The sequence below is a fragment of the Pseudomonas resinovorans NBRC 106553 genome (assembly GCF_000412695.1).
GTDB classification, from domain to species: Bacteria; Pseudomonadota; Gammaproteobacteria; order Pseudomonadales; family Pseudomonadaceae; genus Metapseudomonas; species Metapseudomonas resinovorans_A.
The window spans coordinates 401,810-414,280 of the sequence record NC_021499.1 but is presented as its reverse complement, the minus strand read 5'-3'; the positions used below and the strand labels follow the sequence as shown (position 1 = coordinate 414,280).

12 protein-coding genes are annotated in these 12,471 nt (G+C 65.5%); 4 read left to right on the top strand and 8 right to left on the bottom strand.

From position 1 onward, the window contains the following. Positions 1 to 69: 69 nt before the first annotated feature. Complete coding sequence (locus PCA10_RS01880; protein WP_016490325.1) at positions 70 to 825, bottom strand: substrate-binding periplasmic protein; 756 nt, start codon at positions 823 to 825, stop codon at positions 70 to 72. 284 nt (positions 826 to 1,109) lie between these two features. Further along, positions 1,110 to 1,598: a YgjP-like metallopeptidase domain-containing protein gene (locus tag PCA10_RS01875; RefSeq protein ID WP_016490324.1), complete on the bottom strand. Its 489-nt coding sequence runs from the start codon at positions 1,596 to 1,598 to the stop codon at positions 1,110 to 1,112. Between the two features lie 512 nt (positions 1,599 to 2,110). Here PCA10_RS01875 and PCA10_RS01870 point away from each other — a divergent pair. Beyond that, on the top strand, positions 2,111 to 2,782 hold the full coding sequence (locus PCA10_RS01870) for a polysaccharide lyase family 7 protein (RefSeq protein ID WP_016490323.1): 672 nt from the start codon (positions 2,111 to 2,113) through the stop codon (positions 2,780 to 2,782). 13 nt (positions 2,783 to 2,795) lie between these two features. Here the strand turns inward: PCA10_RS01870 and PCA10_RS01865 are convergent, their stop codons facing one another. From PCA10_RS01865 to tkt, 6 genes are all read right to left on the bottom strand, one after another. Next, entirely contained in the window at positions 2,796 to 3,257 is a 462-nt protein-coding gene (locus PCA10_RS01865; RefSeq protein WP_016490322.1) for a hypothetical protein, read from the bottom strand. A gap of 66 nt (positions 3,258 to 3,323) precedes the next feature. Beyond that, positions 3,324 to 4,388 (bottom strand): class II fructose-bisphosphate aldolase, encoded by a 1,065-nt coding sequence (gene fba, locus PCA10_RS01860; protein ID WP_016490321.1) that lies wholly within the window; start codon positions 4,386 to 4,388, stop codon positions 3,324 to 3,326. Positions 4,389 to 4,497: 109 nt separating this feature from the next. Next, positions 4,498 to 4,815 carry an MliC family protein gene (locus PCA10_RS01855; RefSeq protein WP_041770103.1) on the bottom strand — a complete coding sequence of 106 codons (318 nt, stop codon included), beginning with the start codon at positions 4,813 to 4,815 and terminating at the stop codon, positions 4,498 to 4,500. 317 nt (positions 4,816 to 5,132) lie between these two features. Continuing rightward, entirely contained in the window at positions 5,133 to 6,293 is a 1,161-nt protein-coding gene (locus PCA10_RS01845; RefSeq protein ID WP_016490318.1) for a phosphoglycerate kinase, read from the bottom strand. Between the two features lie 28 nt (positions 6,294 to 6,321). Then, positions 6,322 to 7,368, bottom strand: coding sequence for an erythrose-4-phosphate dehydrogenase (epd, locus tag PCA10_RS01840; RefSeq protein ID WP_016490317.1), 1,047 nt, complete (start codon positions 7,366 to 7,368; stop codon positions 6,322 to 6,324). Positions 7,369 to 7,469: 101 nt separating this feature from the next. Further along, positions 7,470 to 9,470 (bottom strand): transketolase, encoded by a 2,001-nt coding sequence (gene tkt / locus PCA10_RS01835; RefSeq protein WP_016490316.1) that lies wholly within the window; start codon positions 9,468 to 9,470, stop codon positions 7,470 to 7,472. A gap of 241 nt (positions 9,471 to 9,711) precedes the next feature. Here tkt and PCA10_RS01830 point away from each other — a divergent pair, with 241 nt between their 5' ends. From PCA10_RS01830 to PCA10_RS01820, 3 genes are all read left to right on the top strand, one after another. Continuing rightward, complete coding sequence (locus PCA10_RS01830) at positions 9,712 to 10,713, top strand: ArsR/SmtB family transcription factor (RefSeq protein WP_016490315.1); 1,002 nt, start codon at positions 9,712 to 9,714, stop codon at positions 10,711 to 10,713. Between the two features lie 19 nt (positions 10,714 to 10,732). Continuing rightward, the gene (gene metK, locus PCA10_RS01825; protein ID WP_016490314.1) at positions 10,733 to 11,923 is read left to right on the top strand and encodes a methionine adenosyltransferase; all 1,191 of its coding nucleotides are present in this window, start codon (positions 10,733 to 10,735) and stop codon (positions 11,921 to 11,923) included. A gap of 260 nt (positions 11,924 to 12,183) precedes the next feature. Continuing rightward, entirely contained in the window at positions 12,184 to 12,441 is a 258-nt protein-coding gene (locus tag PCA10_RS01820) for a hypothetical protein (RefSeq protein WP_144276933.1), read from the top strand. The last annotated feature ends 30 nt before the right edge of the window (positions 12,442 to 12,471 follow it).

The window sequence follows — 12,471 nt, the reverse complement described above, 5'->3', positions numbered from 1 at the left end:
CCAGGTGCGGCAGTGTAACCACGCCCATGGCGCTACCCAAGAGACACGGCGCGCAATCGGACGGCGTGCTCAGGGCACCGGCACGCCATGAGGCTTGGCGATCTTCGCCAGCCGACCATCGGCACGCATCTGGCCGAGGACTCGGCCGATGTCGTCGCGCAACTGCCGGTGGGATTCGCCCCTGGGCAAGGCGAAGTAGCCCACCTGGCTGTCGATCTCCGGCTCCAGTTCGCGTACGTCGGTGGCAATGCCCAGTTCGTCGATGCGCGGCAACGAGTCGCGCTGGTTGCTGGCCACCAGGTCGACGCGGTCGGCCATCAGCAGGCGGAAGGCCAGTTCCACCGAGGGTGCGACGTGCAGGTCGAGCTTGCCACGCATGGCCTCGAAGCGCTCGCCGTAGATCCACCCATGGATGATCGCGATGCGCTGCCCCATCAGGCTGGCGGGGCTGCCGTCCCAGGTCGCGGCAGTGCCCTTGCGGGCATAGAAGAGCACCCGGTCGCGGTAGAAACCGGGCTCGGCGAACTGGAATCGGCGCTCCCGCGCGGCCGTGCGGTACGGGCCGATCAGGACGTCGGCGCGGCCCTCTTCCACCAGCTTCTGGGCGCGGGCCCAGGGGTAGAGCTCGAAACGCACCTGGTGGCCGAGTTCCGCCGCCACCGCGCGCAGCACATCGACGCCCAGCCCCGTGGGTTCGCCACTGGGGGCCAGGACATAGAGGCCGGGGAACTCGGTGCCGACCGCGAGCAAGTCACGGGCGCCGGCGAAGGGCACGAGGCCCAGCACCCAGAGGATGACACAGAGGATGCGGAATCTCGGACGCATGTCCGCTGGCCTCGGTCGGCTGCTCTCCTGAGCCTAGCAGCCGCTGGCCATGGCGAGGTCTAAACGAAAAGTCTCCGAGCGAAGGTCAGGCAAGGCGCAACGACCAACGGGAGTAACAGCCGAAGGCTGGCCCGAAGGGCGAGCGCTAGCGAGTCAAACAGGCGAGGAAGCGGACTGGGCTCGCACTCGAGTTTACGAGTTGTAAATGAGCATTCTGATCGGACTCGCGCACGAGCCTGTTTTTAACGCAGCATCACCGAGCGCAGGTACTTTTCGTACAGAGCTTAGAGCTCGCGCCAGGTGAGGTAGATCCGCAGGTCGAACTCCAGCTGGTGGTAGCCGGGCAGCATGTGCTCGCAGAGCTGGTAGAAGGCCTTGCTGTGGTCGCGCTCCTTCAGGTGCGCCAGCTCGTGGACCAGAATCATCTGCAGGAACTCGGGCGCGGCGTCCTTGAACAGCGAGGCGACGCGAATCTCCTTCTTCGCCTTGAGCTTGCCGCCCTGCACCCGTGAGATCGCGGTATTGAGGCCGAGGGCCTTGTGCACCACGTCGAGCTTGTTGTCGTAGATCACCTTGTCCGGTGCCGGCGCGTTGCGCAGGTGCTCCTGCTTCAAGGCCATGGCGTACCCGTAGAGCGCCTTGTCGCTCTGCACCTCATGCCGCCCCGGGTAGCGGCGCTCCAGGTAGTCCCCCAGGCGGTCGCCGGCAATCATCTGCGCCACCTGGTCCTGGAGGCTGGCCGGGTAGCCGCGAAGGTATTTGAGACTGGTCATGGCAGGGTACGGAGGCCGGGACTGAAAAGACGCGACAGTTTACCCGAGGACGAGCGCCCCGCCGCCGTCGCCGGTCGGAGCCCTCTGCAACGAGGCTTTGCGACGTAGTTCAGATTTCCCGCAAATCCTTCGCCCGCCGCAACCCGCTCGCCGCGAGCACCTTCGCCACGGGTCTTACAAAAAACCGGCGGTGCTTGCGGAAGAATTCCCTTATCGATCAAGGCCAGCCGCTCTGGGCCGGGCCCCGGCAGGCGATAGCGCAATACTGGCAAACGCCATAATAGACATATTATTGACGCCAACATACCGACAATCGGTGACTGACAGGCCGCCGATGGCTTTCGTATAAAGCAATCGCGAGACGGCCCAAACGCCTTCGGACGACACGGCAGCCCCTGCCACCTGGCAACCTTCACTTCCCGTTCGAGTGCGATTGGCCGCAACGCCCACCCGGCCTCCGGGTGACGAGAAAAAGCAGCGCCCGACGGGGAGGTCCTTTCGAGATCTCCGCCATGATCGACCTTTCCACCTGGAACCTGACGCTCCCCGTTGGCGTACCCGCCGTCACCATCGAGACCCCGCTGCTGGTGGGCGGCTACCAGGACCACTACTTCCAGAGCAATTCCACCGGCCTGTACTTCTGGGTACCGGTGAACGGCACCACCACCGCCAACGCCATCTACCCGCGCAGCGAGCTACGCGAGACCCAGGCCGACGGCAAGCTGCGCAACTGGACCTACCCCAGCGCCGACAACCTGCTCAGCGCCAACCTCAGCGTCAGCCAGGTGCCCTCCACCGGCAAGCTGGTGATCGGCCAGATCCACGCCTACGGCAGCACCAGCCCGCTGCTCAAGCTGGAATATCAGTTCAAGACCAAGACGCAGACCGCGAACATCGTGGCCAAGGTGCGCAACTCGCCAAGCGACGAGACCAGCACGGTGATCCCGCTGCTCAGCGGCATCCCGCTGAACCAGCGCTTCAGCTACCTGATCGAGTTGTCGCCCACCGGCCTGCTCAGCGTGCTGGTCAATGGCAGCCTCTGGAGCCAGCAACTGGCGGCGGACTGGGCGCCGAAACCGCTGTACTTCAAGGCTGGGGTCTATGCCCAGGACAACAGCGGCTACGAGACCGAAGCGGGGGCGGCGACCTTCTACAGCCTGAAGATCGAGCACCGGGCGCCCTGACGCCCCGGCCGCTTCAGGGCGAGGGAACCAGGGCGGTGGATTCCAGGCAGCGGGCCAGGGACTTCGCATCCGTCAGCAGGCAGGGGTCGCCCGCCAGGTAACTCCGGTACACCCGCAGCAGGTCCCCATCGCTGATCCGGCAATTGCCCGCCGGGCACTGGCTGGCGAACTCGAAGCGCCCGTCCGGCGAATCGGCCAGGCGGATCTTCAGCGCCGGCCAACCCTCCGGCTTGGCCGTGGACGGGGTGAACAGCCAGACCCCCTTGCGCTGCACCAGCGCCCCACCCGCCTCGGCGTAGTCGTAGACGAACAGCAGGGTGCGCGAGATCTTGGTGGTGCAGTCGGTGCGGTCCAGGCAGCGCTGCGGATCGCTCGCCACCGGCTGCTGCGGCGGCGAAGGCACTGGAGCTACCTGCGGCTTGGCGGCGCAACCGACCAGCAGCAGGGCGAAAACCATCGTCAGGGGCAAACGCATCGGAAACTCCTGTAGGCGGATACGAAAAAGCCCCGCACTGCGGGGCTCTTCGTGAAGGCCGTGGGATCAGTTGACCTTGGCGGCCAGCTCGCCCTTGGCGTAGCGCAGGTACATGCCTTCCAGGGAGATCGGCTTGATCTTGGAGGCGTTGCCGGCGGTGCCGAAGGCTTCGTAGCGGGCGATGCAGATGTCGCGCATGGCTTCTACGGTCTTGGCGAAGTATTTGCGCGGGTCGAACTCGGCCGGGTTCTTGGCCAGGAAGCTGCGGATGGCACCGGTGGACGCCAGGCGCAGGTCGGTATCGATGTTGACCTTGCGCACGCCGTGCTTGATGCCTTCGACGATTTCCTCGACCGGAACGCCGTAGGTTTCCTTAATGTCGCCGCCGAATTCGTTGATGATCGCCAGCCAGTCCTGGGGTACCGAGGAAGAACCGTGCATCACCAGGTGGGTGTTGGGGATGCGCTTGTGGATTTCCTTGATGCGGTCGATGGCGAGGATGTCACCGGTCGGCGGCTTGGTGAACTTGTAGGCGCCGTGGCTGGTGCCGATGGCGATGGCCAGGGCATCCACCTGAGTCTTCTTGACGAAGTCGGCGGCTTCTTCCGGGTCGGTCAGCATCTGGCTGTGGTCGAGGATGCCCTCGGCGCCAACGCCATCTTCTTCGCCGGCCTGGCCAGTTTCCAGGGAGCCCAGGCAACCCAGCTCACCTTCCACCGATACGCCGCAGGCGTGGGCGAAGGCAACGGTCTGCTGGGTGACACGGACGTTGTACTCGTAGTCGGACGGGGTCTTGCCGTCTTCCTTCAGCGAGCCGTCCATCATCACGGAGGAGAAGCCCAGCTGGATGGAGCGCTGGCAGACGTCGGGGCTGGTGCCGTGGTCCTGGTGCATGCACACCGGGATGTGCGGGAATTCTTCGATGGCAGCCAGGATCAGGTGGCGCAGGAAGGGCGCGCCGGCGTATTTGCGGGCGCCGGCCGAGGCCTGCACGATCACCGGGGAATCGGTCTTGTCGGCCGCTTCCATGATGGCGCGCATCTGTTCCAGGTTGTTGACGTTGAAAGCCGGTACGCCGTAGCCGAATTCGGCGGCGTGGTCCAGCATCTGGCGCATGCTGATGAGTGCCATGGTGTTTCAGTCTCCCGATTGGGTGGGCTGTCAAATTACAAAGCCTGCCGCAGGGGCAGGCCGGGTTCAAGTTCCCGGGGAGGAGCGGTCATGCCCTACCCGGGGAATGTCATGGGGCCTTGCAGCCGCGACCTATGAGGTCATCGGTCGCCACCCAGTACACCAGGCCTTCGTCACCCTTGGTGTGGAAGGCCAGGTTGCCGTCGCTGTACAGCGCGCCGGAGCCCGAGGGCTCCCGCTTGAGGCGGTGGACGATGTCGCCGCCGCCCAGGCGCAGGTCGATGCCGCTCTTCTCGGCATCGGCGAAACGCCAGAGCACTTCGGTCTGGCTGTCACAGACCCAGCGGGTCCAGTCATCGCTGACTTCCCGCTGCCCGGCGCAACCGGCCAGCAGGGCGAATCCCGCGAGGGCCAACCATCCTTTCATGCGCATCTCCTTGGGGATGGCTCCGGCCATCCGTGCACCACGCCCTCAGGGGCAATGCTGTTGTCCTTCCGCGCTCACAGTGGGGTCGCCACTGGCCTGCGCCTCTACCCGCTGGTCGTCCTGATTGCTCGGGACTACGACCTCGGACGGGCTTATCACTTCGCAAGGGCTGGACGGCTTGCCGCCGGCACAACCCGAAAGTCCGACAACCAGGGTCAGCAGAATCGCAGCGTAGCGCATGGCAGGTGCTCCTCTTCAGGTTCCTTATGAAGGGACCACGAACACCTGCCAGGGTTTAGGCCAATTGCGCCAGCCGCTTACTTCGCCCGTTGCTCAAGCACTTCCACGGCCGGCAGGACCTTGCCCTCGACGAACTCGAGGAAGGCGCCACCACCGGTGGAAATGTAGGAGACCTGCTCGTTCACGCCGTACTTGTCGATCGCCGCCAGGGTGTCGCCACCACCGGCAATGGAGAAGGCCGGGCTCTCGGCAATGGCCTTGGCCAGCACCTTGGTGCCGTTGCCGAACTGGTCGAACTCGAATACACCCACCGGGCCGTTCCAGAGGATGGTCTTCGACGACTTCAGCAGCTCGGCGAACTGGGCGGCGGTCTGCGGGCCGATGTCGAGGATCATGTCATCGTCGGCTACATCCGCGATGGCCTTGACGGTGGCGGCGGCGGATTCGGCGAATTCCTTGGCGACCACCACGTCAACCGGCAGCGGCACGCTGACCTTGGCGGCGATGGCCTTGGCGGTGTCCACCAGGTCGGCTTCGTACAGCGACTTGCCGACCTTGTAGCCGGCCGCGGCGAGGAAGGTGTTGGCGATGCCGCCACCGACGATCAGCTGGTCGCAGATCTGGCTCAGGGAGTTCAGTACGTCGAGCTTGGTGGAAACCTTGGAGCCGGCGACGATGGCGGCCATCGGACGGGCCGGGTTGCCCAGGGCCTTGCCCAGGGCGTCCAGCTCGGCGGCCAGCAGCGGGCCGGCGGCGGCCACCTTGGCGAACTTGGCCACGCCGTGGGTGGAACCCTCGGCGCGGTGGGCGGTGCCGAAGGCGTCCATCACGAATACGTCGCACAGCGCGGCGTATTGCTGGGCCAGCTCATCGGCGTTCTTCTTCTCGCCCTTGTTGAAGCGCACGTTCTCGAACAGCACCACCTGGCCGGGGGCGACATCGACGCCGCCGAGGTAGTCGGCCACCAGCGGCACGTCGCGGCCCAGGGCCTTGCTCAGGTACTCGGCCACCGGCTTGAGGCTGTTCTCTTCGGAGAACTCACCCTCGGTGGGACGGCCCAGGTGGGAGCAGACCATCACCGCCGCGCCCTTCTCCAGTGCCAGCTTGATGGTCGGCAGGGAGGCGAGGATGCGCGCATCGCTCTTCACGACGCCGTCCTTCACGGGCACGTTGAGATCCTCGCGGATCAGCACGCGCTTACCCTGGAGGTCGAGGTCGGTCATTTTCAACACGGTCATGGGGTCAGTCCTTCACGGGGGCTGGTTGTTAACGAGAAGCGGAGACCCGCAGATAGTGGTCCGCGGTGTCGAGCATACGGTTGGCGAAGCCCCATTCGTTGTCGAACCAGGCCAGCAGGTTGACCAGGCGCGGTCCGGAGACGCGGGTCTGGCTGCCGTCGACGATGGCGGAATGGGGGTCGTGATTGAAATCGCAGCTGGCATGGGGCAGCTCGGTGTAGGCCAGCAGGCCTTTCAGCGGACCGCTTTCGGCGGCCTCGCGGAGCACGCGGTTGATCTCGACGGCCGAGGTGTCGCGGGCCGTCTGCAGGGTGATGTCGAGGCAGGACACGTTCACCGTCGGCACGCGGATGGCTTTCGCCTGGATGCGCCCGACCAGTTCCGGCAGCAGGCGCTCGATGCCGCGCGCCAGGCCTGTGGATACCGGGATCACCGACTGGAAGGCCGAACGGGTACGGCGCAGGTCTTCGTGGTGGTAGGCGTCGATCACGGGCTGGTCGTTCATGGCCGAGTGGATGGTGGTGATGGAGACGTACTCCAGACCCACGGACTCGTTGAGAAGTTTCAGCAGCGGCACACCGCAGTTGGTGGTGCAGGACGCGTTGGACACCAGCCTTTCGGCGCCGGTCAGGCTGTCCTGGTTGACCCCGTAGACGATGGTGGCGTCGATGTCGGCCTCGCCAGCCATGGGCTGGGACAGCAGCACCCGGGGCGCGCCGGCGGCCAGGAAGCGCTCGGCCTGCTGGCGGTGGGTGTACTGGCCGGAGCACTCCAGCACCAGGTCCACGCCCAGGGCGGCCCAGTCGATGCCTTCCGGCTCGGCGCTGCGCAGCACCTTCACGCAATCGCCGTTGATATGCAGGCAATCGCCGTCCACCCGCACTTCACCGGGGAACCGGCCATGGGTGGAGTCGAAGCGGGTCAGGTACTCGATGCTGGCCTGGTCGGCCAGGTCGTTCAACGCGACGATCTCGAAATTCGCCCCGTCACCGCGCTCGTGGAGCGCGCGCAGCACGCAGCGGCCGATGCGACCGTAGCCGTTGAGGGCAACTTTGAAAGGGCGATTGCTGGGCATGGGGCGCTCGCGGGGCCAGGAGAAAAAGACCGTAGGATGGGTTGAGCTTGCGATACCCATCAGAACGCAGCATGGGTATCGCTGCGCTCAACCCATCCTACTCAGACGTCCAGCAGCTCTTCGGCGGTGGCGACGATATTGTCGACGGTGAAGCCGAAGTGCTCGAACAGCGCCGGGGCCGGAGCCGATTCGCCGAAGCTGGTCATGCCGATCACGCGGCCTTCCAGGCCGACGTACTTGTACCAGAAGTCGGCATGAGCGGCTTCGATGGCGATGCGCGCACCGACCTGAACCGGCAGTACGGCCTGCTTGTAGGCGGCGTCCTGCTGGTCGAACAGGTTGGTGGACGGCATGGACACCACGCGCACCTTGCGGCCGGCGGCGGTCAGCTGGTCATAGGCCTGCACGGCCAGGCCGACTTCCGAGCCGGTGGCGATCAGGATCAGTTCCGGCTCGCCGGCGCTGTCCTTCAGCACGTAGCCACCACGGGCGATGTCGGCGATCTGGCCGGCGTCGCGGGTCTGGTGGGGCAGGTTCTGGCGGGAGAAGATCAGCGCGCTCGGGCCGTCGTTGCGCTCGATGGCGGCCTTCCAGGCCACGGCGGATTCCACCGCGTCGGCCGGACGCCAGGTGTTCAGGTTCGGGGTGCAGCGCAGGCTGGCCAGTTGTTCCACAGGCTGGTGGGTCGGGCCGTCTTCGCCCAGACCAATGGAGTCGTGGGTGTAGACGAAGAGCACGCGCTTCTTCATCAGCGCGGCCATGCGCACGGCGTTGCAGGCGTACTCCATGAACACCAGGAAGGTGGCGCCATAGGGAATGAAGCCGCCGTGCAGGGCGATGCCGTTCATGATGGCGCTCATGCCGAACTCGCGCACGCCGTAGAACAGGTAGTTGCCGGAAGCGTCCTCGGCGGACACGCCCTTGCAGCCTTTCCACAGGGTCAGGTTGGAGCCGGCCAGGTCAGCCGAGCCACCGAGGAACTCGGGCAGCAGCGGGCCGAAGGCGTTCAGCGCGTTCTGGCTGGCCTTGCGGCTGGCGATGGTTTCGCCCTTGGCGGCCACTTCGGCGATGTAGGCATCGGCCTTGGCGGAGAAGTCGGCCGGCAGTTGGCCCTTGATGCGGCGCTGGAACTCGGCGGCCAGCTCCGGGTGGGCGGCGGCGTAGGCGGCGAAGCGCTCGTTCCAGGCGGCCTCGCGGGCGGCACCTGCGGCCTTGGCGTCCCATTCGGCGTAGATATCGGCCGGGACTTCGAACGGGCCGTGGGTCCAGCCCAGGGCGGCGCGGGTCAGGGCGATTTCGTCATTGCCCAGCGGCGCGCCGTGGCACTCTTCCTTGCCCTGCTTGTTCGGCGAACCGAAGCCGATCACGGTCTTGCAGCAGATCAGGGTCGGGCGGTCGGAGGTCTTGCGCGCGGTTTCGATGGCGGTCTTGATCTCGTCGGCGTCATGGCCGTCGACATTTCGAATCACCTGCCAGCCGTAGGCCTCGAAGCGCTTCGGGGTGTCGTCGGTGAACCAGCCGTGGACTTCGCCATCGATGGAGATGCCGTTGTCGTCGTAGAAGGCCACCAGCTTGCCCAGGCCCAGGGTACCGGCCAATGCGCAGACTTCGTGGGAAATGCCTTCCATCATGCAGCCATCGCCGAGGAACACATAGGTGTTGTGATCGACAATGCTGTGGCCGTCACGGTTGAACTGGGCGGCGAGGGTCTTTTCCGCGATGGCGAAGCCGACCGCGTTGGCGATGCCCTGGCCCAGCGGACCGGTGGTGGTTTCCACGCCGGCGGTGTAGCCATATTCCGGGTGGCCCGGGGTGCGGCTGCCGAGCTGGCGGAAGTTCTTCAGGTCGTCGATGGTCAGGTCGTAGCCGCTCAGGTGCAGCAGCGAGTAGTTGAGCATCGAGCCGTGGCCGTTGGACAGCACGAAGCGGTCGCGGTTGGCCCACTCGGGGTTGTTCGGGTTGTGCTGCAGGTAATCCCGCCAGAGCACTTCGGCGATATCGGCCATCCCCATTGGGGCGCCGGGGTGGCCGCTGTTGGCTTTCTGCACAGCATCCATGCTCAGGGCACGAATGGCATTGGCACGCTCACGACGGCTGGGCATCGCTTATCTCCTGCAGGTCTGAATAGACGGCTAATCGAAAAAAGGCCGCTATTTTCGCCCAGCCGGCAGGTCGCGGGCAATCACAGATGGTCGCACTTCACCGCTCAATTGCGCGAAAGTCCTGCCACGGCCCTCAGGCAGGGGCCCGCCTGCCCGCGCGCCGACCACCGATCAGGCAATATCAAAACTTTTTGATATTGGCATTGCGACACCAGGGGGCGGGGGCTAGACTGCGCCCCCTATGAGCCTGCGCGTACCCCAGATCCGTCATGACGACAGCGACGAGCTGGCCGCCCTGTGCAAGGCCGGCGGCGATCCGCTGCGCCTGAACGTGCTGCGGGCCCTGGCCAACGACTCGTACGGCGTGCTGGAACTGGCGCAGATCTTCGCCACCGGCCAGTCGGGCATGAGCCACCACCTCAAGGTGCTGGCCCAGGCGGGCCTGGTAGCCACCCGGCGCGAAGGCAATGCGATCTTCTACCGCCGCGCCCTGGCGCAGAGCGAGCGCGTCGGCGGCATGCTGCAGACGGCGCTGCTGGCCGAGGTGGACGAACTGGAGCTGCCGGCCGAGATCGCGGCCCGCATCAAGGACGTACACGCCCAGCGCGAAGCGGTCAGTCGTGACTTCTTCGCCCGCGCGGCGGAAAAATTCCAGGCGCAGCAAGACCTGATCGCAGGATTGCCGCAATACCGCGACAGCGTGTTGGCCGTGCTCGACGCCCTCGACTTCGGCGCCGCGTCGACGGCCCTGGAAGTCGGCCCCGGCGACGGCGGTTTCCTGCCGGAACTGGCGCGACGCTTCTCCCGCGTCACCGCACTGGAGAACAGCCCGGCGATGCTGGAGCTGGCGCGGATGCGCTGTAGCGAGGAAGGCCTCGGCAACGTCGAACTGCGACTGGCCGATGCCCTGAATGACGAGCAGGCGGCCGCCGACTGCGTGGTGCTGAACATGGTCCTGCACCATTTCGCCGCGCCGGCCGATGCGATGAAACAGTTGGCCCAGCGGGTGCAGCCGGGAGGCAGCCTGCTGGTGACCGAGTTGTGCAGCCACAGCCAGAGTTGGGCCAGGGAGGCCTGCGGCGATCTATGGTTGGGCTTCGAACAGGACGACCTGGCCCGTTGGGCCAATGCCGCGGGGCTCACGCCCGGCGAGAGCCTCTACATTGGCTTGCGAAACGGCTTTCAGATTCAGGTGAGGCACTTCGCCAAACCGGATTCACGAAGCGAACTCACCCACCGGTAACTAATAGGAAAACCGATAGATGAGCGAATACTCCCTGTTTACCTCCGAATCCGTGTCCGAAGGCCATCCGGACAAGATCGCCGACCAGATTTCCGATGCCGTCCTCGACGCCATCATTTCCCAGGACAAGCACGCTCGCGTCGCCTGCGAAACCCTGGTCAAGACCGGTGTCGCCATCATCGCCGGTGAAGTCACCACCTCCGCCTGGGTCGACCTGGAAGAGCTGGTGCGCAAGGTCATCATCGACATCGGCTACGACAGCTCCGACGTCGGCTTCGACGGTGCCACCTGCGGCATCCTCAACATCATTGGCAAGCAGTCCCCCGACATCAACCAGGGTGTCGACCGCGCCAAGCCGGAAGACCAGGGCGCCGGCGACCAGGGCCTGATGTTCGGCTATGCCAGCAACGAAACCGACGTGCTGATGCCCGCGCCGATCTGCTTCTCCCACCGTCTGGTGGAGCGCCAGGCCGAAGCCCGCAAGTCCGGCCTGCTGCCGTGGCTGCGTCCGGACGCCAAGAGCCAGGTCACCTGCCGCTACGAGAACGGCAAGGTGGTCGGCATCGACGCCATCGTGCTGTCCACCCAGCACAACCCCGACGTGAAGTACTCCGACCTGCGCGAAGGCGTGATGGAGCTGATCGTCAAGCACGTGCTGCCGGCCGAGCTGCTGCACAAGGACACCCAGTTCCACATCAACCCGACCGGCAACTTCGTGATCGGCGGCCCGGTGGGCGACTGCGGCCTGACCGGCCGCAAGATCATCGTCGACTCCTACGGCGGCATGGCCCGTCACGGCGGCGGCGCCTTTTCCGGCAAGGACCCGTCCAAGGTCGACCGTTCCGCCGCCTACGCCGGCCGCTACGTGGCCAAGAACATCGTCGCCGCCGGCCTGGCCGAGCGTTGCGAGATCCAGGTGTCCTACGCCATCGGCGTGGCCCTGCCGACCTCCATCTCGGTCAACACCTTCGGCACCGGCAAGATCAGTGACGAGAAGATCGTCCAACTGGTTCGCGAGCACTTCGACCTGCGTCCGTACGCGATCACCAAGATGCTCGACCTGCTGCACCCGATGTACCAGCCGACCGCAGCCTACGGCCACTTCGGCCGCAAGCCGTTCGAGATGTCCTACGGTGACGACACCTTCACCGCGTTCACCTGGGAACGTACCGACAAGGCCGAAGCCCTGCGCATCGCCGCCGGCATCTGAGCCCCATCGGTTTGACGAAAAGCCCCGCCTCGTGCGGGGCTTTTTCGTTGTGGCGCACATCGTTACCGCTAGATCGATCAGGACCAGGCGCAAGCACCAAGCACAGAAAACGCATGTGATAGGAGAGCTTTCCCACAGCTACTTCAGCCCAGTCCGTTCGACCACTCGCTGACACTACGGCCCCCCCCGCCCACCAGGACCTTGCGGGCGTCGTGGCGGGGAGTGGCGACGTCCGTGGACACTGTAGGAGCTCCATGCACATGCGTTCGATCCTGATGGCCACCACCCTGGTCGCCCTGTTCAACTTGCCAGCCCAGGCCGAGGGGCTGGCGGACAAATTGAAGGAAACCCTGAAAGACGGCTGCAACGAGCAGAGCGCCGACATGCAGGCCAAGCTCGACGAAGCCCAATCGAAGCAGCAAGGCCTGGGTGGCAAGCTGTTCAGCGCCATCAGCGACGAAGTGAAGCAACAGCTCGGCGGTGGCTGTGAGCAGATGGACACCAGCAAGCAGCAGTAACCGGCTCGCGTGCGGGGGTCGGGCCGCCCC

Coding starts and splice junctions, on each gene's coding strand:
- PCA10_RS01880 (WP_016490325.1), bottom strand. CDS start 825: ATGCGTCCGAGATTCCGCATCCTCTGTGTCATCCTCTGGGTGCTGGGC.
- PCA10_RS01875 (WP_016490324.1), bottom strand. CDS start 1,598: ATGACCAGTCTCAAATACCTTCGCGGCTACCCGGCCAGCCTCCAGGAC.
- PCA10_RS01870 (WP_016490323.1), top strand. CDS start 2,111: ATGATCGACCTTTCCACCTGGAACCTGACGCTCCCCGTTGGCGTACCC.
- PCA10_RS01865 (WP_016490322.1), bottom strand. CDS start 3,257: ATGCGTTTGCCCCTGACGATGGTTTTCGCCCTGCTGCTGGTCGGTTGC.
- fba (WP_016490321.1), bottom strand. CDS start 4,388: ATGGCACTCATCAGCATGCGCCAGATGCTGGACCACGCCGCCGAATTC.
- PCA10_RS01855 (WP_041770103.1), bottom strand. CDS start 4,815: ATGAAAGGATGGTTGGCCCTCGCGGGATTCGCCCTGCTGGCCGGTTGC.
- PCA10_RS01845 (WP_016490318.1), bottom strand. CDS start 6,293: ATGACCGTGTTGAAAATGACCGACCTCGACCTCCAGGGTAAGCGCGTG.
- epd (WP_016490317.1), bottom strand. CDS start 7,368: ATGCCCAGCAATCGCCCTTTCAAAGTTGCCCTCAACGGCTACGGTCGC.
- tkt (WP_016490316.1), bottom strand. CDS start 9,470: ATGCCCAGCCGTCGTGAGCGTGCCAATGCCATTCGTGCCCTGAGCATG.
- PCA10_RS01830 (WP_016490315.1), top strand. CDS start 9,712: ATGAGCCTGCGCGTACCCCAGATCCGTCATGACGACAGCGACGAGCTG.
- metK (WP_016490314.1), top strand. CDS start 10,733: ATGAGCGAATACTCCCTGTTTACCTCCGAATCCGTGTCCGAAGGCCAT.
- PCA10_RS01820 (WP_144276933.1), top strand. CDS start 12,184: ATGCGTTCGATCCTGATGGCCACCACCCTGGTCGCCCTGTTCAACTTG.